This is a genomic window from Halomonas sp. LS-001 (assembly GCF_052983955.1).
Genome location: NZ_CM129816.1, coordinates 3,050,576 through 3,069,800 on the forward strand (window position 1 = coordinate 3,050,576; position 19,225 = coordinate 3,069,800).

17 protein-coding genes are annotated in these 19,225 nt (G+C 54.5%); 4 read left to right on the top strand and 13 right to left on the bottom strand.

Annotation, left to right across the window (positions count from 1 at the left end; all coding sequences use genetic code 11):
• Window positions 1–65: 65 nt before the first annotated feature.
• The 12 genes from ACU6TU_RS13705 to doeA all read right to left on the bottom strand — a co-directional run bounded on the left by ACU6TU_RS13705 (window position 66) and on the right by doeA (window position 14,542).
• Entirely contained in the window at window positions 66–413 is a 348-nt protein-coding gene (locus ACU6TU_RS13705) for a putative quinol monooxygenase (RefSeq protein ID WP_447141957.1), read from the bottom strand.
• A 40-nt stretch (window positions 414–453) separates the two neighbouring features.
• Window positions 454–927, bottom strand: coding sequence for a DUF302 domain-containing protein (locus ACU6TU_RS13710; protein ID WP_447141958.1), 474 nt, complete (start codon window positions 925–927; stop codon window positions 454–456).
• A gap of 97 nt (window positions 928–1,024) precedes the next feature.
• The gene (locus ACU6TU_RS13715; RefSeq protein WP_447141959.1) at window positions 1,025–1,702 is read right to left on the bottom strand and encodes a haloacid dehalogenase type II; all 678 of its coding nucleotides are present in this window, start codon (window positions 1,700–1,702) and stop codon (window positions 1,025–1,027) included.
• Between the two features lie 126 nt (window positions 1,703–1,828).
• A complete protein-coding gene (locus ACU6TU_RS13720) occupies window positions 1,829–3,262 on the bottom strand; it encodes an aminotransferase (RefSeq protein WP_447141960.1) in 1,434 nt (477 codons plus the stop codon).
• A gap of 150 nt (window positions 3,263–3,412) precedes the next feature.
• A complete protein-coding gene (locus ACU6TU_RS13725) occupies window positions 3,413–4,903 on the bottom strand; it encodes an NAD-dependent succinate-semialdehyde dehydrogenase (protein ID WP_447141961.1) in 1,491 nt (496 codons plus the stop codon).
• A gap of 202 nt (window positions 4,904–5,105) precedes the next feature.
• Window positions 5,106–7,883: an aminotransferase class I/II-fold pyridoxal phosphate-dependent enzyme gene (locus tag ACU6TU_RS13730; protein ID WP_447141962.1), complete on the bottom strand. Its 2,778-nt coding sequence runs from the start codon at window positions 7,881–7,883 to the stop codon at window positions 5,106–5,108.
• A gap of 62 nt (window positions 7,884–7,945) precedes the next feature.
• Complete coding sequence (locus ACU6TU_RS13735; protein ID WP_447141963.1) at window positions 7,946–8,983, bottom strand: C45 family autoproteolytic acyltransferase/hydolase; 1,038 nt, start codon at window positions 8,981–8,983, stop codon at window positions 7,946–7,948.
• A complete protein-coding gene (locus ACU6TU_RS13740) occupies window positions 8,983–10,455 on the bottom strand; it encodes a biotin carboxylase (protein WP_447141964.1) in 1,473 nt (490 codons plus the stop codon). The genes ACU6TU_RS13735 and ACU6TU_RS13740 overlap by 1 nt, the downstream gene beginning before the upstream one ends.
• Before the next feature lie 157 nt (window positions 10,456–10,612).
• Window positions 10,613–11,482 (bottom strand): carbon-nitrogen hydrolase family protein, encoded by an 870-nt coding sequence (locus ACU6TU_RS13745; protein ID WP_447141965.1) that lies wholly within the window; start codon window positions 11,480–11,482, stop codon window positions 10,613–10,615.
• 214 nt (window positions 11,483–11,696) lie between these two features.
• Window positions 11,697–12,173, bottom strand: a complete 477-nt coding sequence (locus tag ACU6TU_RS13750; protein WP_447141966.1) for an Lrp/AsnC family transcriptional regulator — start codon at window positions 12,171–12,173, stop codon at window positions 11,697–11,699.
• Between the two features lie 18 nt (window positions 12,174–12,191).
• The gene (doeB, locus tag ACU6TU_RS13755; protein ID WP_447141967.1) at window positions 12,192–13,208 is read right to left on the bottom strand and encodes a N(2)-acetyl-L-2,4-diaminobutanoate deacetylase DoeB; all 1,017 of its coding nucleotides are present in this window, start codon (window positions 13,206–13,208) and stop codon (window positions 12,192–12,194) included.
• 116 nt (window positions 13,209–13,324) lie between these two features.
• Entirely contained in the window at window positions 13,325–14,542 is a 1,218-nt protein-coding gene (gene doeA / locus ACU6TU_RS13760; protein ID WP_447141968.1) for an ectoine hydrolase DoeA, read from the bottom strand.
• Between the two features lie 206 nt (window positions 14,543–14,748).
• Here doeA and ACU6TU_RS13765 point away from each other — a divergent pair, with 206 nt between their 5' ends.
• The 4 genes from ACU6TU_RS13765 (at window position 14,749) to ACU6TU_RS13780 (ending at window position 18,829) form a co-directional block, all read left to right on the top strand.
• The gene (locus ACU6TU_RS13765) at window positions 14,749–15,684 is read left to right on the top strand and encodes a 2-hydroxyacid dehydrogenase (protein ID WP_447141969.1); all 936 of its coding nucleotides are present in this window, start codon (window positions 14,749–14,751) and stop codon (window positions 15,682–15,684) included.
• A gap of 171 nt (window positions 15,685–15,855) precedes the next feature.
• Window positions 15,856–16,590 carry a hypothetical protein gene (locus tag ACU6TU_RS13770; RefSeq protein WP_447141970.1) on the top strand — a complete coding sequence of 245 codons (735 nt, stop codon included), beginning with the start codon at window positions 15,856–15,858 and terminating at the stop codon, window positions 16,588–16,590.
• A 3-nt stretch (window positions 16,591–16,593) separates the two neighbouring features.
• Window positions 16,594–17,526, top strand: a complete 933-nt coding sequence (locus tag ACU6TU_RS13775) for a lysine exporter LysO family protein (protein ID WP_447141971.1) — start codon at window positions 16,594–16,596, stop codon at window positions 17,524–17,526.
• A 73-nt stretch (window positions 17,527–17,599) separates the two neighbouring features.
• On the top strand, window positions 17,600–18,829 hold the full coding sequence (locus ACU6TU_RS13780) for a nucleoside recognition domain-containing protein (protein ID WP_447144259.1): 1,230 nt from the start codon (window positions 17,600–17,602) through the stop codon (window positions 18,827–18,829).
• A gap of 39 nt (window positions 18,830–18,868) precedes the next feature.
• Here the strand turns inward: ACU6TU_RS13780 and ACU6TU_RS13785 are convergent, their stop codons facing one another.
• Window positions 18,869–19,168 (bottom strand): helix-turn-helix domain-containing protein, encoded by a 300-nt coding sequence (locus ACU6TU_RS13785; RefSeq protein ID WP_447141972.1) that lies wholly within the window; start codon window positions 19,166–19,168, stop codon window positions 18,869–18,871.
• Window positions 19,169–19,225: the final 57 nt, after the last annotated feature.

Genomic DNA, 19,225 nt, shown 5'->3' on the forward strand with positions numbered 1-19,225 from the left:
TAAATACTGTTGTTAAATACTGATGGCCATTCTACACGTACGATTCAGGTTGGATGACCTGCCGTTCACACCTTGGGAGCATCAAAGTTCGACGGCTCATCTGTGTAAACACATACGTTGGCATCTTCGATATCACCGTCTTCGGCTTCCACATGCTTAGCAAAAAAGGCCTGAATCTCGCTACGCTGGCAGTGGGCCTCAAACTCTTCCCGGCTTGCCCATATTTCATGAAAAACAATCGGGTAGCTGGTCCCTTGAGCAAAAGGATTATCGATTTGACGGGTGACTGTGTAATGCAGGCAGGCATCTTCGCGATGTGTATTCGGCTCTAGCGCCTGCAACGCCTGGAAAACCGCTTCTTCTTTACCGGGCTTGGGTTTAAAGCTTGCAATACAATAGATCTTTTTCGACATTTCAACGCCTTGTCATGAAGGGGAAAACAAGGTTAATAGCTTACTCTTCAGCGGCCGTTTCTGCCACAGTACGCAGCAGGCCCGATACTTTATCCAGCGGTAGATCACAGTTTTCCAGGCCATGGCGCTGGGCCAGGAAATGTGGATCGTTCCACTCAATCCGCACACCTTCATCCGTCTCACGTACCAGCATTTTTTGTGGCAGATCCATACCCACACTGCCATGACACTGCATCATCGGTGTACCCACCTTGGGGTTGCCAAAAATAAACAGTGTCGTCGGTGCCAACGTCATGTCGATGTTGGCGGCATTGGCCGCGTGGTCAACGGTCGTCATCAGCGTCAGCCCTTTTTCATCCAGGGTGTTTTCCAGACGCTCCACAACGGCCCCAAAGGCGCTATCTGACATAACGTGTTCAATACCGTAGTTTTCTGTCTCATCAGCCTGGGCAAACGCTGCACAGCCGAGCAACCCCGTAGCGAACAACACTTTACGTAATGAAAAAACGGACATCGACGTCTCCTGACGTTGTCTTTATTAATTAATATCATGGCGCAAACAACAGGCCATGTTCACTCTTGCACCGGAAAGTGCTTTCCGTTTGGCAACACTAGGCCAATAGATGTTCCGCCAGTGCCTGGAGATCAACCACGGTCATATCCGGTTCGATTCCCCAAGGGTCAAAAGGCGCATCGGCATGACGGCGTACCCAGGCGCTGCGCAAACCAGCGTGGGCAGCACCGATGACATCAAAGGCGTTACTCGAAATCAGCCACGTATGTTCGGGGCGGGTTTCCAGCCGGGTGCGCAAGTGAGCATAGACGGCAGGGTCGGGCTTGAAACGCTTAACATCGTCGACACTGATGATGTCATCCATATAGGTGCTCAGATTGGCTCGCTTCAGTAGCTGGCTAACCGCGTTGTGGGTACCGTTGGAAAAGGCAACGCAGCGGATATCGGCCGCTTTCAGGCGTTCCAGTGCCGGCGCCGCATCGGGAAAAGCGGGGAGTTCGGCATACACTGCCATCAGATGATCGCAGGCGTTCTCGCTCAATCCGGCTTGCAGGGCACGGTTGGTAAACTCCAGCGCTTCACGGGTACATTCCGCAAAGGGCACATAATGCCCCATCACGGTATGTCGAAAACTGTACTCCAGTTGTTTATCGCGCCAACGGCGAGCGAACTCTACCGCTTTTTCAGGCTCTGCCAGGCGTTTTTCAAGCTCTGTGGTGACCCCTTGAGTATCAATCAAGGTGCCGTACACATCAAAAGCCATCACGGGATGCATGTTGATTGTCTCCTGCTATAAAGCGATATCACCCATTTTTACAGCATAGCCAAGGTGCTCACAAACAAAAACGCCGTTGCTTGTCGAAACAGGCAACGGCGTTATCACGTCAGGAAAAATCTTAACTTAAACAGCCATTTCAGACGCTTTATGACCTTCTTTGAGATCCCCTGAACGCACCAGCTCATCAGCCACGTTATCCACAGCGCGCTTGGCACGACGGATCACCTCGTCCACCTCTGCACGGTTGATGGTTAGCGGCGGCGCAAAGCCGAGGATATCGCCTTGCGGCATGGCACGCGCAATCAGATTCTCTTCCATAGCGGCAGCGGACACCCGCGGGCCGACTTTCAGCGCCGGATCGAAGTGTAGGCGCTGTTTGGCATCGGGTGAGAACTCAAGCGCAGCCATCAGGCCAACACCGCGAACATCACCAATCAGCGGATGACCTTCGAAGGTCGCTTTGAGTTGCTGCTGGAAATAAGCGCCAGTATCTGCCGCGTTACCGACCAGATTTTCACGCTCGATGATGTCCAGGTTAGCGATGCCAGCGGCACAGCCCAGTGCATGACCGGAATAGGTCCAGCCGTGACCGATCGGGCCGAATTCGCCGGTGCCCTGCTCAAGCACTTTCCATACGCGATCACCCACGATCACACCGGAAAGCGGCTGATAAGCACTGGTCAAGCCTTTCGCGATGGTGACCAGATCGGGCTTCATGTTGTAGTGGTGGCTGCCGAATTCAGAGCCGGTACGGCCAAAGCCACAGACCACTTCATCCGCAATCAACAGGATGTCGTACTTGACCAGTACGGCTTGAATCGCATCCCAGTAGCCTTCCGGCGGCGGCACGATACCACCAGTACCCAGCACTGGCTCACCGATAAAGGCCGCGACGGTGTCCGGACCTTCTTCCAGAATCATGGTTTCGAGCTTTTCCGCGCAGAACGCGGAGAATTCACGCTCGGTCATGCCGTGCTGTTCAGCGGCACGATGGTAGTAATACGGCGCTTCTGTATGACGAATGGTTTCAATCGGCAGATCGAACTTGTCATGAAACGCTTTCAGGCCGGTCAGTGAACCGGAAGCGATGCCGGAACCATGATAGCCACGCATACGCGAGATGATTTTCTTCTTCTGCGGACGACCCAGCACGTTGTTGTAATAACGCACGATTTTGAGCTGCGTTTCGTTGGCATCAGACCCGGACATGCCGTAGTAGACCTTGGACATGTTCATGCCCGCTGCCTTGATGATGCGCTCGGAAAGTTCGATCTGCGGCTCGTTGGAGTGGCCTACATAGGTGTGATAGTAGGAAATTTCCAGCGCCTGCTTGTAGATCGCTTCGGCAACTTCCGTACGGCCATAGCCGATGTTGACGCAGTAAAGGCCAGCGAAACCGTCAATGAACTCACGGCCGTCCTTGTCCACGATGTTGATGCCTTTACCGCCGGTGATGACACGGCCCGGCATATCGCCCTGGGCGAAATCACGCAGGTGGGTAGAGGCGTGAAAAGTCACCTTACGGTCACGTTCGATCAAATCCTGATGCAAGCTCATAGTGTTCTCTCTGTGCTGATAACTCACCCCATCCGTGGCGTTTGCCGGGGGCGTGTTCGTGTTTCAACGATTCGTTATAAAGCACCACACAGGTGGTGCTTTTATGTCACGTACGGTTTATAACGTACGGTCTCTGTAAATACAGGGCGATTAGCTACCTGATACGGAACCCAGGGCGCCCAGGCAGTAGTATTTAGTTTCCAGGTATTCTTCGATACCCGTCGCGCCACCTTCACGACCGAGGCCGGATTGCTTGACCCCGCCGAAAGGCACAGGCGGCCCGGTCATTTTCACTGAGTTGACGCTGACCATGCCGTACTCCAGGGCGCGCATCAACTTCCAGATACGCCGTATATCGTGGGTATAGACATAAGCGGCCAGGCCGTACTCGGTATCGTTGGCCATTTCGATGACTTCATCATCGCTGCCGTAGGCAGTAATGCCAGCGACAGGAGCAAAGTTTTCTTCGCGCCATACCTGCATGTCAGCGGTAACATTGGTAAGCATGACCGGCATGAAGAAGTTTTCTCCTGGAGCCTGGCTCTGGTCACCTGCTACCAGGGTCGCCCCACGCGCGATGGCATCATCAACAATCGTGGTAGCTTTTTCTACCGCCTGACGGTGAATCAGCGGACCGAGATCGACTTCGCTTTCCATGCCGTCTCCGACACTTAGCGCCGCCATGCGTTCTGCAAACTGTTCAACAAACTCGTCGTGAATCGACTCATGCACCAGGATGCGGTTGGCAGCGAGGCAGTCCTGACCCGAGGTCTGGAACTTGGCATCAACAGCAGCGTACGCGGCTTCCTTCGGGTCCATATCCGGACCGACAATAAAGGGCGCATTGCCGCCGAGTTCCAGCGAAAGACGCTTGACGGTGCCCGCACTCTGCTCCATCAACAGACGGCCAACACGGGTGGAACCGGTAAATGATAATGCCTTAATACGTGGCTCAGCACACAGAATTTTGGAAACTTCCGGCGGCTCGCCCAGCACAACGTTGAAAATACCTTTCGGGATACCGGCACGTTCAGACAGTTCTGCCAGGGCCAACGCGGAAAACGGCGTTTCGTTAGCCGGTTTGACAATCACCGGGCAACCGGCCGCTAATGCCGCTGCCGCTTTGCGGGTAATCATCGCCAGCGGGAAATTCCACGGGGTAATCAGCGCGGCAATGCCCACCGGTTCTTTAATCGTACCCAGCGACGCATTGGGAATATGGCTAGGGATCGTCTCGCCGTAGGTACGCTTGCCTTCTTCTGCAAACCAGCGCACAAAGCTGGCACCGTATTCCACTTCACCACGGGCATCCGGCATCGGCTTGCCCTGTTCCAGCGTCATGATGGTGGCGAGGTCTTCACGGTTGGCCTGAATCAGGTCATACCAGGCCAGTAAGCGCTCACAGCGCTCATCAGCACGTAGCGCACGCCAATGTACAAAGGCGGCTTCAGCGGCGTCGACAGCGGCGGTAATCTGGTTCGCATCAAGCAGCGGGATATGGCCCAGCACTTCTCCCGTTGCCGGGTTAGTGACAGCTTCTTCGCGATGACCGTGTGTCCACTTACCATCAATATAAGCGTACTGACGGAATAAACGCGGATCTTCCAGACGCTTGGTCAGCGTGGTCGATAGTGTGGTCATAGGCACCTCCCCTGATTGAAGCTCACCCTGAGCGACAACCTGTTGCAATGTAAATAAACAGCCCAGCAGTAAGCTGGGCTGTTGCAGTGCGTCTAGAATAAGGGAGATCGTGCACGAAGTGTTTTTGAAAGCGCCGGATTATTCCGGCACTTTTTTTGTCTAGCCTGCTTTGAGTGTGGTTTTTTTTGGCAACGCGGTTTTTCTAGCCTTCCACCGGATTGATTAACGCTTCCTCGGTAAAGACTACCAGCCCCAGCTCTGGCCGATAACCATGAATCTCGGTAACGTCCAACGCTTGCAGGAAATACAGGATTTCTTCACTGATCACCTGCCCTGGCACCAGAACCGGAAATCCTGGTGGATAGGGAATCACGAAGCTGGCTGACACGACATCCCGCCCGTCACGCATCTGCGCCTGCAATTTGCCATTGTCAAAGCGCAGGTACTCGGTATTTTCTTCATCGTAGCTGAGAAAATAGGCACACCGGATATCGCCTTGAGGCGTTTCGGGATTAGGCCGGAAAGCATCGTGGAAGCGGCTGAAATCCGGCAGCGGCGGCAGGTCATTGTTCAGGGAATCCACCTGATGCTCAATGATCTTGCGCTCAGGGCGGCTGCTGTCTTCCAGACGGTACTCGAACTCCTTGGCCAGCTTGATCAGTACATCCAGCAAGTAGGCGATCGCCCCGCGCGTGGTGCCGATATTGGTCATAAACAGCACGGTGTTGCGTGAGGTTTTGTTGATCTGAATACCGTACTTGTTCATCAGGTACTCATTCTTGAAGGTATCGCCGTCAACGCCGGTATTACCAATCGCAATGGTGATGCGGGTTGGGTCAACCACAAACTCATCGCGTGCCCAGGCTTCCTCCATCTGGTTCCAGCCGATCACCGGATCGTAATAGGACTCGACCCCGGATTCTCGATAGGCTTCCGGCACCATATCGCTGTTTTTGAGCACCCGGAAATACTTCTGCAGCAAGGGGTTATTATAGAGCTGTTCACGTAGCGAAAGTGCCGTCTCGACCTGCGCATGTACCAGCTCGAAGCCTTCCATCTCGGCCTGCATACGTCCCACATCCAGTGACGCCACAATCTGATAGTTGGGTGACGTCGAAGTATGCGTCATATAGGCTTCGTGGAAAGACGCCTCGACCTTCTGGCGGAAATCCTGATCCCATACGTGAATCATCGAACCCTGACGCAGGGACGTCAGCGTCTTGTGCGTTGAGTGAGTGGCATAGGTGCGAATGCGAACGGCATCCGGGTCTGGCATCAGGCGCCGATCCAGCCAGGTGGCATCATCATCCGGGTCAAGCAGGTCAAACTCAGCCTTCCAGGCCGCATATTCCTCGCGATAACTCTCGCTACGGTAACGGTTACGCAGCGTACGCGCCGAGTTCATGGCGGTGCGCGGTCGATAGGTGGGGTTGAAACCGGCAAAGGCAAACCAGGCTTCATCCCACAAAAAGACCAGATCCGGTTTGATTGCCAGACATTCTTCCATGACCCGACGCACGTTATACACAATGCCATCAAAGGTGCAGTTGGTCAGCAGCAGCATTTTGACTTTGTGCAGCTCACCGGAACGCTTGTAGGCAAGCAGTGTTTTCTTGATTTCACGTAGCGGCACGGCACCGTACATGGAGTAGTCATCCAGCGGATAGGAATCCAGATAACTGACATGAGCGCCAGACAGCACCATACCGTAGTGATGTGATTTGTGGCAGTCCCGGTCCACCAACACAATGTCTTTGGGTTTGATCAGCGCCTGCACGACAATCTTGTTGGCGGTTGAGGTCCCGTTGGTAACAAAGAAACTGCGCCGCGCGCCAAAGGCACGAGCCGCATATTCCTGGGCTTTCTTGATCGGCCCAAACGGCTGCAGGAGGGAATCAAGCCCGCCGGAAGTCGCTGAGGTTTCAGCCAGGAAAATATTGATGCCGTAGAAGTCGATCATGTGCCCCGCCCAGTGGGAGCGGGTCACCGATTTACCACGTGAAATCGGCATGGCGTGGAAGACACCGGTGGGCTTTTTACTGTATTCACGCAGGGCATCGAAAAACGGTGTGCGGTAGCGATTATCAATCGCCCGCAGAATCGTGTGGTGCTGTTCGATGTAATCCGTTTCACGATAGAAAATGCGGTTGAAATGCTTGATATCCCGGCTGGCGGTGGCTTCAACATCGCCGCTGGTGACCAGGAACTGGTCGATTTCAGGCCGCAGCTCATGAATCATCGAGCTGAGAAGAATACTACGCTCGGCTTCGGACTGATGTTCCAGCTCCTTCTCCGAAAGACCTTCCAGATAATTGCGCAGCGCACTCAGGTTATATTTTGATTTATAGGGAAATTCATAACGGATCAGACACGCCTGAATATTGGGATTGACCAGAACGGCGATCAAGGCATCTTCAAAGCTTTTCACCGTTACCACGTCATAGACAAACCGGTCCTCGGGGCGGCGCATATTATGAAACGCTTCACGCACCACCTCCTCTTCCTGGTTGGAAAGGTTATCGACGATCAAGAGTTCAAAATACGGCTGTGCGGAACTGTTAGAAGCAGGATGCCCTCGACGAAGCTGACTGAGCGCATCACGATTTTCCATATCTTCCGCACCGGCATCGGTCTCGGAGAGATCCACATGGCGCCGCCGGTAAGACTCACTGATCAAGGCGCGAACCAGACGTTTGATAATTTTATCCAACACCGAGTATTCGCCGCGGTTGAAGAGCGTCCACAGATAGCGAAAGTCTTCTTTCGACGGAAACGCGTGATAGTCCTCAATAATCTCAAGGCGTGTCAGCTTGATATCGATGGACTTGATCAGATTCTTGGCGCGACTTTCGTCTTCAAGGCGGGTCAGGATGCCCAAGTCACGCTTGAGTGCATTCCAGGTATCGGCGCGAAGTTGGGAAATTTTGTGATAAAAACCCAGGGCGGTGTAAGGCGTTTCAGTGGGACTATTATCTTGCATGACGACACCCATCCTTTGTCGGTATTTATCTGAAAATGCACTGGTTGCGTCGGCAGTGCTGATCAGCTATTCAGGCCGCGTACGCCATAGCGCACAATAAATTGTTCTTCAACAAACATATCAAAGCGTAAATCCAGCACTTTTCCGGGCCAGAGAAACTGGGTAAGCCCTTCGTTCGGACGATAGACCGCTGTATACACGGTACCCAGACCACGCCGGTAATCGTGACGAAACAGAGGCGGCGCAGAAAAAGCCGACACCAGCCGTTCGTCGGTCGTGGCGTCATCATCTACCAGAATTGACAGTTGACGCTCGCGAATCAGGGTTTCAGAGGCCAGCGCGTGGGCATACCACTCAATTTTCTTCTGATGATTGGTTGCCACCGCCACCCGTCGAATGCTGGCGGCACGGTCTGGTGCAATCATGGCTGTCACATAGCGTCCACTGGCGTCTGCCACCGTGATGTTATAAGCCATGTGAGTCGGCACTCGGGACAGTACTGCCGATGCTTCAGGCACAGTATCGCAGAACTCCAGAATATAGCGCAGGATGATCGGAGCACCAAAACCATCCCCAACCACTTTGCGCCCCCCAAAGGCCAGCGACACGGCAAGCCCTGAATCATTCATGCCATCCAGCACACCCCATAGGCAGTCAGTCATCGCAATCACACGACGCTGATTCCAGCGGGTATAGAGAATAGTGCCTTCGCACAGCTCCGGTGGATAATCGTAGTTGCGCGCCAGCACCGTCGAGGTCGGACTTGCCAGCACGGCCTGAGAGCAGCCGGTAATATACGGCGGTGGGCGGTACAGGCTCAGCAGGCGTGATGCCAGATCACCACCACCGGCCAGCGTGCACAAGGCACGGTAGGTATCCAGAAGCTCTGGCATATGGTGGCGCAAGGCGTTGTGGCATTCCAGATACGATGGACGCTCGCGCTCACCTTCCGCCAGATACCAGGCTTCATAGGCAGGCCAGTGGTAATGAAAAAGCGACTGCCATTTACTTCCCGCCACTTCTTCATGCACGGTTCGAAACGTCAGCGCCTTTTCCGACTCGACAACTGGCGCCCGGCCTTTGCCCAGTTTGCCATTCATCACAGTATTTTGAAGTTGCCACCGCCGATGGCATGGCTAACGGCAACCTCCTCCACCACGGGGTCTTGCAACGCCTGTCCGGTGTATTGCTGACGAATGCCATTGATCCAAGCTTTGGCACGCTCGTTCAGCTGGAAGTCATCGTCCATCAACCGGCCTCGGGTAATCAGGATACCAAGATCCGCGCCTTCATAGCGGAAATCACCCGCCCCACTGATGCGCAAAAAGAAGGCTTCGCTCTCGTTTTCTGCGGCATGCGGGTGATAACTGTAGTGATCGTAGGTGATCTCGCCGCCTTCATGCATGCGCCAGACGCCCGTGCTGGGTGCCTGTGTCAACAGGTCAACACTTTCATCAGTGTGCTTGATGACCAGCTGGCTCCAGCTATCAATGCTTTCAGGGTGTGCCCAACGCTCGTTGATGTCATCGATATCCAGATCGAAGTCGACATCCGAGAATTCCAGCAAGTGGAACAGGAACAGTGGCACATCAGAGTGAGCAAAAGCCGCCACGTTGGTCAGGGAGCTTGCGCCCGTAACTCGGGGATTAAGCTCGCCCAGATAGACTTCATTCGTGTCTGTGTCGATCAGGAAGTCGAGTTCAAAGTAGCCGCGATACCCTTCTTCGCGCAGTGCTTCACCGAATTTAAAGGTGTATTCACGTGCCAGATCGCTGACTTCCGGGCTGAAGGCATCCACAAACATCTCGTTGCCACACCAGCCGCCTTTATAGGGCGTCAGGGATTTGAAACCCACAAGCTCAGTCATCAAGGGGCCAACCACGGTACCGCAGCGGGTAGCACAAGCTTCAATTGCCGAACCACGACAGTTTATGCGCTTCATGATTTTAACTTCGGATTCAGCTTCGATCTCTTCGGCGTGCTTGTAGTAGTCTTCTTCGCTGGAGATAAAGTAGGTGGTATGGCCGGAATCACCGAAAGCCGTCTGTACTACCAGATCGCTACCCAGCTCCTTGCTCACTTCCAGCAGTTCCTGATAGCTGCCGACCTTGGTCAACACATTAGGGACACTTGGCACGCCCGCCTTGTTGCCAATGCGCACGGTTTCAATCTTGTTATCCATCCGGCGACGTAGCGAATCCGGCGGAAAAGCAATCCGCAGACCTAACTGTTTGCAGATTTCTTCGGTGTGCTCGTCAAACATCAAAAACGCCGCCACACCGGCGTTTCCGCCGTCGGCGCGTGATTGAATGAAGTCGATCACTTCCTTGTGTTCGAGCAGATAGTTGTTGATGTCTTCAATACTTTCAAAATCGCGCGGAAACTTTTCCTTGGGCACAAACACATTGCGCTGCTTGCCTTCAAAGCAGTCAATGTAGTTGATGTGACGGAAACCACCGACCCAGTCACCGATACCGAGAAGGTTGAAGTTGGTCGCGGAAATGAAGTAAATCGGTTCCTTGTTGTTAAGAAAGTGACGACGAACATCTGCAATGGAAGTGATTTTAGTCATTGTTTTCGCTCCTTGTGTGACGGGCACTGAAGGCCACGGTAAGCCAGTGCGGGTTAATCGTTGTGCTAAATAGCGCATGATTCGCCTGAATGGATTCATCCATCTGGGGGGAGAATCACCAGTCTTCTCGTGGCGATCAGTCAAGTTCTAAAGCCTCCTAGAAGGTGTCTTGGTCGTTGCGTACCGGTTTTACCAGTGGCCCAAGCGTATCCAGAAAAGGCGAAGAACCGTTTTCGCTACGATAAAGCGAGAAATCGACATCACGGTCCCGGAAACTCTTGAGCGGCTGGCCTAATCCACGCAACCCCGTTTCCCGCTCGCGGCGCACACGGTTAAGGTCAATCTCGATCGGCATGGCTTCTTCTCCGATACCGGCCTGGTGAATCACATCACCCGAAGGCCCGACAACGATGGAACGGCCATTACCTAGTGCGCCTGCACCATTGATATCAAAGAAGTAGCATTGGTTGATCGCCGCATTGGTGCGAGCAATGGAAAGTTCGATATCCCGATCAATGGTATCTGTCATGGTGGGGTGAAGAATCACCTCTGCGCCCATGGAAGCCAGCGTTCGGGTGGTTTCAGGGAACCACATGTCATAACAGATCGACACGCCGAAACGGCCAATGTTGGGCACATCGAAGACCACAAATTCAGTGCCGCTTTCAACACCGGCTTCATAGGGACGGAAAGGAAACATCTTGCGATAGCGTGTCACGATCTGCCCAAGCGGGTTGATCACAACCAGGGTGTTGTAAATATGCTCACCGACCTGCTCAAACATTGAGCCAGGAATTAGCCAGATGCGGTGCTTGGCTGCCAGCTCACAAAACATTGCTTCGGTATCACTGGGTAATACCTGAGCATTGAGTGGCGAAGCCCCCATTGGCATTAATTCACTGAAAAGCACCATCTGAACCTGCGGAAAACGGTTCATCAAGGCGTCAACTCGATGACGCATGGCTTCGGTATTGTCGCCGTGGTGCAGGGCATGCATTTGAACACCGGCAATGGTGAAATAAGACATTAGCTTCTCTCTGCGTCAGGCGATCTGACTGTTTTAGCTTAGCGGGCAGACTTGGTTGTTCGAACTCCACTAAGCAATTGGTGAGTGTATTTCCGTATGTTAAGCCAACGCAACGCTGAATTGGCGTTGACCATACACATGGATAAACCATTAAAAACTATTTACAGGCGTAAAAGTTACTGACAGACGTAAAAATTACTGACAAACGTAAAAGTTACAAAAAATCCTTGGGCCCGATATCAGGCTCGGACTTTTTGACTAGCTTCGTCACTATATAGGTAAAATAGCGCTCAATGCCAACGTCCGAGACCAGCCAACGATCAATCAATCGTTGGTAGCTGTCGATTGAAAGCACCTCAAACTTAACCAGGTAATCCACCCCGCCACCTACCGCAATACACTCGGTGACCTCTGTGGTTTCCATGACCAGCGCTTCAAAACAGGCGAAGCTCTCAGCATCGTGCTTTTTTAACTCAAGCTGCATCCAGACGGCATTGCGTGGCACCAGCACCTGGGTATCAATCCGTGCGCTGTAGCCCTGAATAACACCGGCCTTTTCGAGCCGCTTTACCCGCTCCCAGCAGGGGCTCACCGAGAGATTGATGGCGTCGGCCAGTTTGGATTTGGTGATCCTCCCATCGCGCGAAAGAATTTCCAGAATTTTCAGATCGTATCGGTCAAGTTTCATCATGGTGGTTGCCTGTCGCGCTTAGGCGTCAAGAGTCTCCACCACGTCGGCGATCACTGCAAGAGTATCCCCCATGTTGATCAGTGCCGGGGCGCGTCGTGCCATCAGCACACCATCACGCTCTGCGTAATAAGTCACAGGAGCCGTACCGCTGCGCGTCATATCATAAACATGCGCAATTGGCTGGCCTTTTTTAACGGCGTCGCCCAGCGCCACCGCAAGCTCTAGCACGCCAGAATGCTGGCTTTGCACATAGCAACTGGCATCCGGCATGTCCAGGTATTGCTGGCCTCCCGCAGGCATCTCAACCTCGCCTGCTACCAAACCATAGTGAATCAGGAAGTTACGTACGCCACGCTCGGTAATCGCCATACTTTCCGGCGTAGAGGTGCCGCCACCGCCCAGCTCCGTCGCAACAAACACTTTGCCCTGACGTTCGCAGGCTGTATCAAAGAGTTTTTCTGCGTCAAGCTCGAACATGACCATGGCATAGGGCGCACCAAAGGCTTTAGCACCTTCCAGCGCCGCCTGCTGCTGATCCTTATCGTCCAGCACGTGGGAGGCACCAAACGGCAGAATATCCAGGGTGCGCCCACCGGAATGCAGATCCAGCACCACGTCACTCATGGGCACCAGCACACGAGTGAAATAGTCCGCAATCTGTTCGGTCACCCCGCCGTTAGGGTCGCCGGGGAAGCTGCGATTAAGATTGCCGCTATCCATTCCAGACGTACGTTTACCGGCCATCACGGCGGGCGTGTTCATGCAGGGCACAATGATCACACGACCACTGACGTCTTCGGCTTTCAGCGTGGAAGACAGCTTGAGCAAAGAGGTAATGCCTTCGTATTCATCGCCGTGATTGCCGCCAGTCAACAGGGCGGTAGGGCCGTCACCGTTTTTCACCACGGTCAGCGGAATCATCACCGCTCCCCAGGCAGATTCATCGGTGGAAATGGGCAGCTTCAAAAAACCGTGCTGGACACCTTCGGCATCAAAATCCACGGTGGCAGAAATCGGACTGGGACGCATGCTCATAAGGTTTCCTTATTCTCTGAACCATATTTTAACAATTTCGACGAATGCTAACTCAGTGGCCAGCGTCAGTCATTGTGTCGAGTGACAGCAGCGTTTTAGATTTCACTAACCGCTCATTATTTGACGAACAGCTGGCGCGGGAAATTCGCCAGCGTTTCACACCCGTCTTCGGTGATCAGGATACTTTCCGTGATTTCCAACCCCCAGTCTTCCACCCAGAGCCCAGGCATAAAATGAAAGGTCATGCCAGGTTTCAGCTCGGTGACATCTGAAGGGCGTAAGCTCATGGTACGCTCACCCCAGTCTGGCGGGTAGGAAATCCCGATCGGATACCCGCAGCGGGCACCGCCACGGTCAAAGCCATATTTATCCATCGCCGCACCCAGCGCCATGGCGATATCAGCAGTGCGATTGCCAGGTTTGGCCACCGCCAGGCCATTTTCGATACCTTCCAGCAGCGCCGACTCTGCCCGCAAAAAGTCCTTGGGAGGTGTGCCAAGAAAAATCGTCCGCGACATCGGCGCATGATAGCGCTTATAAACACCGGCGATCTCGAAGAAAGTGCCTTCACCTTCGCGAAACGGCGTATCGTCCCAGGTCAGGTGAGGGGCTGCTGCGTCCTTTCCGGTGGGTAGCATGGGAACAATGGCAGGATAATCCCCGCCGAACACCTTGCCGTTGTCATCGATATAACCTTCGATACCCACACGATATATCTCGGACACCAGCTTGCTCTTTGGCAAACCTGGCTCAATCATTTCCAGAATACGCGAATGCATGCCCTCGACAATTTTTGCCGCACAGCGCATGTAAGCCACTTCCTGAGGTGACTTGATCGCCCGACACCAGTTCACCAGGCCGTTAGCATCCATAAAGCGCGCATGCGGTAGCTCACGCAGCAGGCTCAGGTAGGCTTTGGCGGAAAAATAGTAGTTGTCCATTTCCATCCCGACGACGCCTTCATGCCAACCACGATCCGGCATGATTGACTGAGCGAGATACTCCATCGGGTGCATATCCGGGTTTTGAACATAGTGATCCGGGTAGTAAGTTATATTGTCCGGATCAATCCAGCAGGTGCGCAGCGCGCCGTTTGCATCCATGCGGCGACCGTACCAGACGGGCTCGCCTTCAAGACCAACGAGCACACACTGATGCACATAAAAGGACCAGCCATCATAGCCAGTCAACCAGGCCATATTGGAAGGATCACTGACGATAAGAACGTCAATACCGCGGCCCGCCATGTCAGCGCGCACCTTCCAAAGTCGATTAGCGTACTCTTCACGTGTGAAGGGCAGGGAAACCTGAGTCGTCATCGGGCAACTCGTCATCAAAGGGATCACCAAGAACCGAAAAAGCGACTTTCGTCGCTTTCTCGGACCACCGGATCGACCTGGCCACCCCCGCAGTAGGCCCGCCAATGTCGTCTTAAAGCGATACTAGCACCCCACTGCGGTTGCGGGTCAAAGCCTTTATGACAAAAAATCGCTTAAGTCATGAAACGGAAACCATCGTTAACAGTGAAATGGGAGAACACATGAAAATTGTCGTCCATATCGAGGCTGCCGAGCAATGGCGCAGCGCACTTGCCAGCGCCTTTTCAAACGCTCAGGTTCTTACCAGTGATGCCCCGCCAGAAGAGCGTGTAAATGCCGACTATCTGGCGGCCTGGAAACCCACCGAGCCGCTGCTGAGAGAACAGAAGCAATTAAAAGCCATCATCAACCTGGGGGCCGGTGTGGATTACCTGTTGCGCACGCCTGGGCTGCCTCGTGATGTGCCTATCGTCAAACTTCGCGATGCTGGAATGGGCGATCTGATGGCAGACTATGTGCGCTATGGCGTCCTGCATTTCCTGCGCAGTTTTGACCATTACCTGACTCAGCAGGCCAATGCTCACTGGCAGCCCCATGATGTGCCGGACAAAGCCGACTGGCCGATTGGCGTTCTGGGGCTGGGAGCCATCGGCAGTCATGTGGCGCAAGCGCTCAGTGACGATGGCTTTAACGTGCTCGGCTGGAGCCGTTCCGCCAAGCAGATTGATGGCGTCACCTGCTACCACGGTGAAGAGGGCTTAACGGAGGTATTACGTCACTCTCAGACGCTGGTCACTCTGCTACCTGACACGGCCGCCACCCGCAGGTTAATTAACGCCGACAACTTAGCGCTACTACCCGAAGGTGCTAGCCTGATCAACCCCGGCCGTGGCACCTTGATAGAACATGATGCCCTGCTCGACGCCCTGGGTAGTAACACCGCACCGGGCCGACTACGCGGCGCGCTGCTTGATGTATTCCCCGAAGAGCCGCTGGCGGAAGACAGTCCACTATGGCGCCACCCTCGCGTTATCGTAACGCCTCATATTTCAGCCCCTACGCCGCTGAACGAAGCAATAGATCAGGTCATCGACACAATACGGGCATTTGAAGCAGGCGAGACGGTGACGACCATCAACCCTGAAGAAGGCTACTGACGGGCAACCCGGCTGGCGCTATACTCCCGTGGGGCTGAAAGCAGGCCTGAACTGACGTGCTCAGCAAGCGTTTTTCAAAGAACCAGATTTTCAGAGACCGGTTTTCAGGAACCTAGTTGCACCTGCCGGGCTCACAACAGGATGTGATTATCACTCAGGGACACGCACGCAATGAAAGCTATCAAGCTTACGTTCTCACGTTATTGGAAAACGCTACCCACTTACGCGACCCGGCTGTTGCTACCAGCAGCACTCGCCACAGCACCCGGCGCGGCAATGGGAAATACGCCGGAGAACTCCCAATTGCGGCCACTGATACCCTTTGAAGCCCAATACCGCCTCGATGTGCGCGGCTGGCCTGGCGCGACGATCAAACACAGCCTGACAAATGAAGGGCATCACTGGCTTAGCGACATGCGTTTCTCGATCACTGTTGCACGCGGGCAAGAGCGCAGTCGCTTTCATACTGACGAAACAGCGACACATTCGCTGATGTACGATAGCAACTACTCAGTACTCGGAATTGGTGACAGCTACCAGCTCAGGGAAAGCGACCTTGCCTCGCTGGATCGTCAAACCGCGATTATTGATCTGGCCAGACGGGCCGGTAGTGAGACATGTACGGCTCTAGCGCCCTGCGATGTATATTTTGCCGATCACCGTGGTCGCGACGAGCATTTCCAGTACTACATGGACGATACCACCCGCCTTCGCGTACCTGCCGGTGAATTTGACGCTCGTTCTGTCATGCTTTTTGATAGCGAAAAACCTGACCGCCAGTTGCGCATCAGTTTTCATGCGGACTATCCCGGCCTGATTCTCGAAGCGCTCTACCGGAAAGACGGTAAGCGCAATACCCATATCACCCTCACCCGGCTGGATTCGCTCGGTGACCTCATAGACTGATTTATGCTCTCCGGACTTATTATCGTTTTATTGCCGCTGTTGCTCGGTTACCTGGTGCCCGTGCGCGAGGTACGCTGGCAGACAGTGATCAATCACGCCGTTAACGGCTCCGTGTACGCCATTCTGCTGCTGATGGGGATCAGCCTGGCCGGACTTGAGAACCTTTCCTCTCAACTCTCTGCGCTGGGCGGTAACGCGCTGCTACTGTTCACCATCACCACGCTGTTCAACCTGTCAGCCCTCTGGTGGCTATCACAGCGCCTAAAGCTCAAGGCCGGTATCTCTCCTGTGGTGAAAAACGCCCCCACCAGCAAACTGGCCGCCATGCAGGGCTCACTGCTACTGGTTGGCGTGGTGATGGCAGGCGTGGTGCTCGGATTACTGCTTGGCCCTTCCGTTGGGGAGGGATTGTTTGATACAGCCGACCGCCTGGCGGAATGGGTGCTGTATGCGCTTCTGGCGCTGATTGGTTGCCAGCTTCGCAACTCCGGCATGCCTCTAAAGCAAATTCTGCTTAACCGTATGGGGCTGGCGATCGCGTTAACACTTGGGGCCAGCTCGCTATTAGCCGGCCTGGTGGCCGCGCCGCTGTTATCATTGAACTGGAATGAAGGGCTTGCCATGGCCGCTGGCTTCGGCTGGTATTCACTCTCGGCGATTCTAATTGGCGACCAGCTTGGCCCGCTGATGGGCGGTGTGGCATTTTTTAACGACCTGACCCGCGAGCTGCTGGCTTTTATCCTGATTCCACTGGTCATTCACCGTCATACCGCACTGGCGATTGGCTACGGAGGCGCTACCTCCATGGATTTCACTCTGCCGGTAATTCAACAGCACGGCGGCGTTGCCTGTGTCCCCGTCGCGGTGGTAAGCGGTTTTATTCTGTCACTGCTTTCCCCACCGCTGATTCTGTTCTTTTTGTCACTCTCAGGGTGAACGTGAGGGGGCAAATGTCTTAGCATGGATGCTTAATGACTCTGCTCACCTCATGCAAGGACGCGTCGGCACCATGTTAAACGGCATCTGGTTAAGCTTTTTTATCGCGGCGTTTGCTGCTTCCCTGTGGCAGTGGCTGGTGGGTGGCGACCATGAAATCTTCGCGCGCCTGGTCGAAGCCCTGTTTGATATGGCGCGGATCAGTGTAGATATTATTCTGGTGCTGATAGGCACCATGACGTTGTGGCTGGGGTTTCTGGCGATTGCCGAAAAAGCCGGGCTGATACGCCTGTTAGGCCGGGCGCTTGATCCGCTGTTCAGCCGTCTGATGCCGGACGTTCCCCCCGGCCACCCCGCCATGGGGCTAATCAGCATGAACTTTGCCGCCAATATCCTCGGCCTGGACAACGCCGCCACCCCCATCGGCATCAAGGCGATGCATTCCCTGCAGGAACTCAACCCCAGCCGAGAAACCGCCAGCAACGCCCAGATTCTGTTTCTGGTACTCAATACGTCCTCACTGACGCTCTTGCCGGTGACCATCTTCATGTACCGCGCCCAGCAGGGTGCCGAGGACCCGACTCTGGTGTTCCTGCCTATTCTGCTGGCGACCACCGCCTCCAGCCTGGCGGGGCTTATTGCTGTAGCCATTGTTCAACGCATCAAGCTCTGGCAACCGGTGATTCTCGCCTATCTGCTGGCCGCCGCCCTGGCGCTGGGGATATTGCTGACCACCTTGGCAGGCATGTCGGCACAGGCACTGGCGGCCGCTTCCACCCTGGTCGGTAACCTGACCCTTTTCAGCATTGTCATGCTGTTTTTATGTGTGGCCGCGCTGCGCGGCGTCAGGGTTTACGATGCCTTTATCGAGGGGGCCAAGGAAGGTGTCAGTTTTACCATCACCCTGCTGCCCTACCTGATTGCCATGCTGGTGGCGGTCGGTGTACTGCGCGCCAGCGGCGTGCTGGATGCCGGGCTTGAGGTGATTCGCTGGATGGTGGAAGGCCTGGGCGGAGACACCCGTTTTGTCGATGCCCTGCCCACGGCCTTCGTCAAACCGCTTTCCGGTAGCGGCGCCCGCGCCATGATGATCGAAACCATGAACACCTTCGGCGTCGACAGCTTCCCCGGCCTGCTCGCCGCCACCATGCAGGGCAGCACCGAAACCACCTTCTACGTGTTGGCCGTTTACTTTGGCGCGGTCGGCATCAGCCGCATACGCCACGGCCTCGGCTGCGCCCTGTTTGCCGATGCTGCAGGCATCATCACCGCCATTCTGGTGTGCTACTGGTTCTTTGGTTAGGAGCGGGGATTTCCATGGATAACAGTCCTGCTGAGGTTTTTAACCCCTCAGTGCCAGATCTTCCTGAATCACCTCAGGATGGCGAAACGCAATTTCGATAAGCGCCTTTGCAGGCCCGGAAGGCTGACGCCGCCCCTGCTCCCACTCCTGCAAGGTACGCGGCGAAATGTGCAGCACCCTGGCAAACTCCAACTGTGTAAGCCCCGTCTTGCTACGCGCCTCCGCGACCTCGTTTGGCTCTACACGACTAATGCGCGCGGCATTGCCTGCTTTCATCTCTTGAACAGACTGCAGCAGTTTGTTGCCAAGTTCCTCAGCGCTCAGAATCTCATCACTCATTTTCCAGCACCTCACGAATAGACTTCAGGATATGCGCGGGTATGTTCTTCTTGACGG

Bases quoted from the DNA above. Each gene is read 5' to 3' on its own strand.
- ACU6TU_RS13725 (WP_447141961.1), bottom strand. From the start codon at position 4,903: ATGACCACACTATCGACCACGCTGACCAAGCGTCTGGAAGATCCGCGT.
- ACU6TU_RS13735 (WP_447141963.1), bottom strand. From the start codon at position 8,983: ATGAATGGCAAACTGGGCAAAGGCCGGGCGCCAGTTGTCGAGTCGGAA.
- ACU6TU_RS13715 (WP_447141959.1), bottom strand. From the start codon at position 1,702: ATGCATCCCGTGATGGCTTTTGATGTGTACGGCACCTTGATTGATACT.
- ACU6TU_RS13745 (WP_447141965.1), bottom strand. From the start codon at position 11,482: ATGTCTTATTTCACCATTGCCGGTGTTCAAATGCATGCCCTGCACCAC.
- ACU6TU_RS13710 (WP_447141958.1), bottom strand. From the start codon at position 927: ATGTCCGTTTTTTCATTACGTAAAGTGTTGTTCGCTACGGGGTTGCTC.
- ACU6TU_RS13765 (WP_447141969.1), top strand. From the start codon at position 14,749: ATGAAAATTGTCGTCCATATCGAGGCTGCCGAGCAATGGCGCAGCGCA.
- doeA (WP_447141968.1), bottom strand. From the start codon at position 14,542: ATGACGAGTTGCCCGATGACGACTCAGGTTTCCCTGCCCTTCACACGT.
- ACU6TU_RS13705 (WP_447141957.1), bottom strand. From the start codon at position 413: ATGTCGAAAAAGATCTATTGTATTGCAAGCTTTAAACCCAAGCCCGGT.
- ACU6TU_RS13730 (WP_447141962.1), bottom strand. From the start codon at position 7,883: ATGCAAGATAATAGTCCCACTGAAACGCCTTACACCGCCCTGGGTTTT.
- ACU6TU_RS13720 (WP_447141960.1), bottom strand. From the start codon at position 3,262: ATGAGCTTGCATCAGGATTTGATCGAACGTGACCGTAAGGTGACTTTT.
- ACU6TU_RS13770 (WP_447141970.1), top strand. From the start codon at position 15,856: ATGAAAGCTATCAAGCTTACGTTCTCACGTTATTGGAAAACGCTACCC.
- ACU6TU_RS13785 (WP_447141972.1), bottom strand. From the start codon at position 19,168: ATGAGTGATGAGATTCTGAGCGCTGAGGAACTTGGCAACAAACTGCTG.
- ACU6TU_RS13740 (WP_447141964.1), bottom strand. From the start codon at position 10,455: ATGACTAAAATCACTTCCATTGCAGATGTTCGTCGTCACTTTCTTAAC.
- ACU6TU_RS13775 (WP_447141971.1), top strand. From the start codon at position 16,594: ATGCTCTCCGGACTTATTATCGTTTTATTGCCGCTGTTGCTCGGTTAC.
- ACU6TU_RS13750 (WP_447141966.1), bottom strand. From the start codon at position 12,173: ATGATGAAACTTGACCGATACGATCTGAAAATTCTGGAAATTCTTTCG.
- ACU6TU_RS13780 (WP_447144259.1), top strand. From the start codon at position 17,600: ATGTTAAACGGCATCTGGTTAAGCTTTTTTATCGCGGCGTTTGCTGCT.
- doeB (WP_447141967.1), bottom strand. From the start codon at position 13,208: ATGAGCATGCGTCCCAGTCCGATTTCTGCCACCGTGGATTTTGATGCC.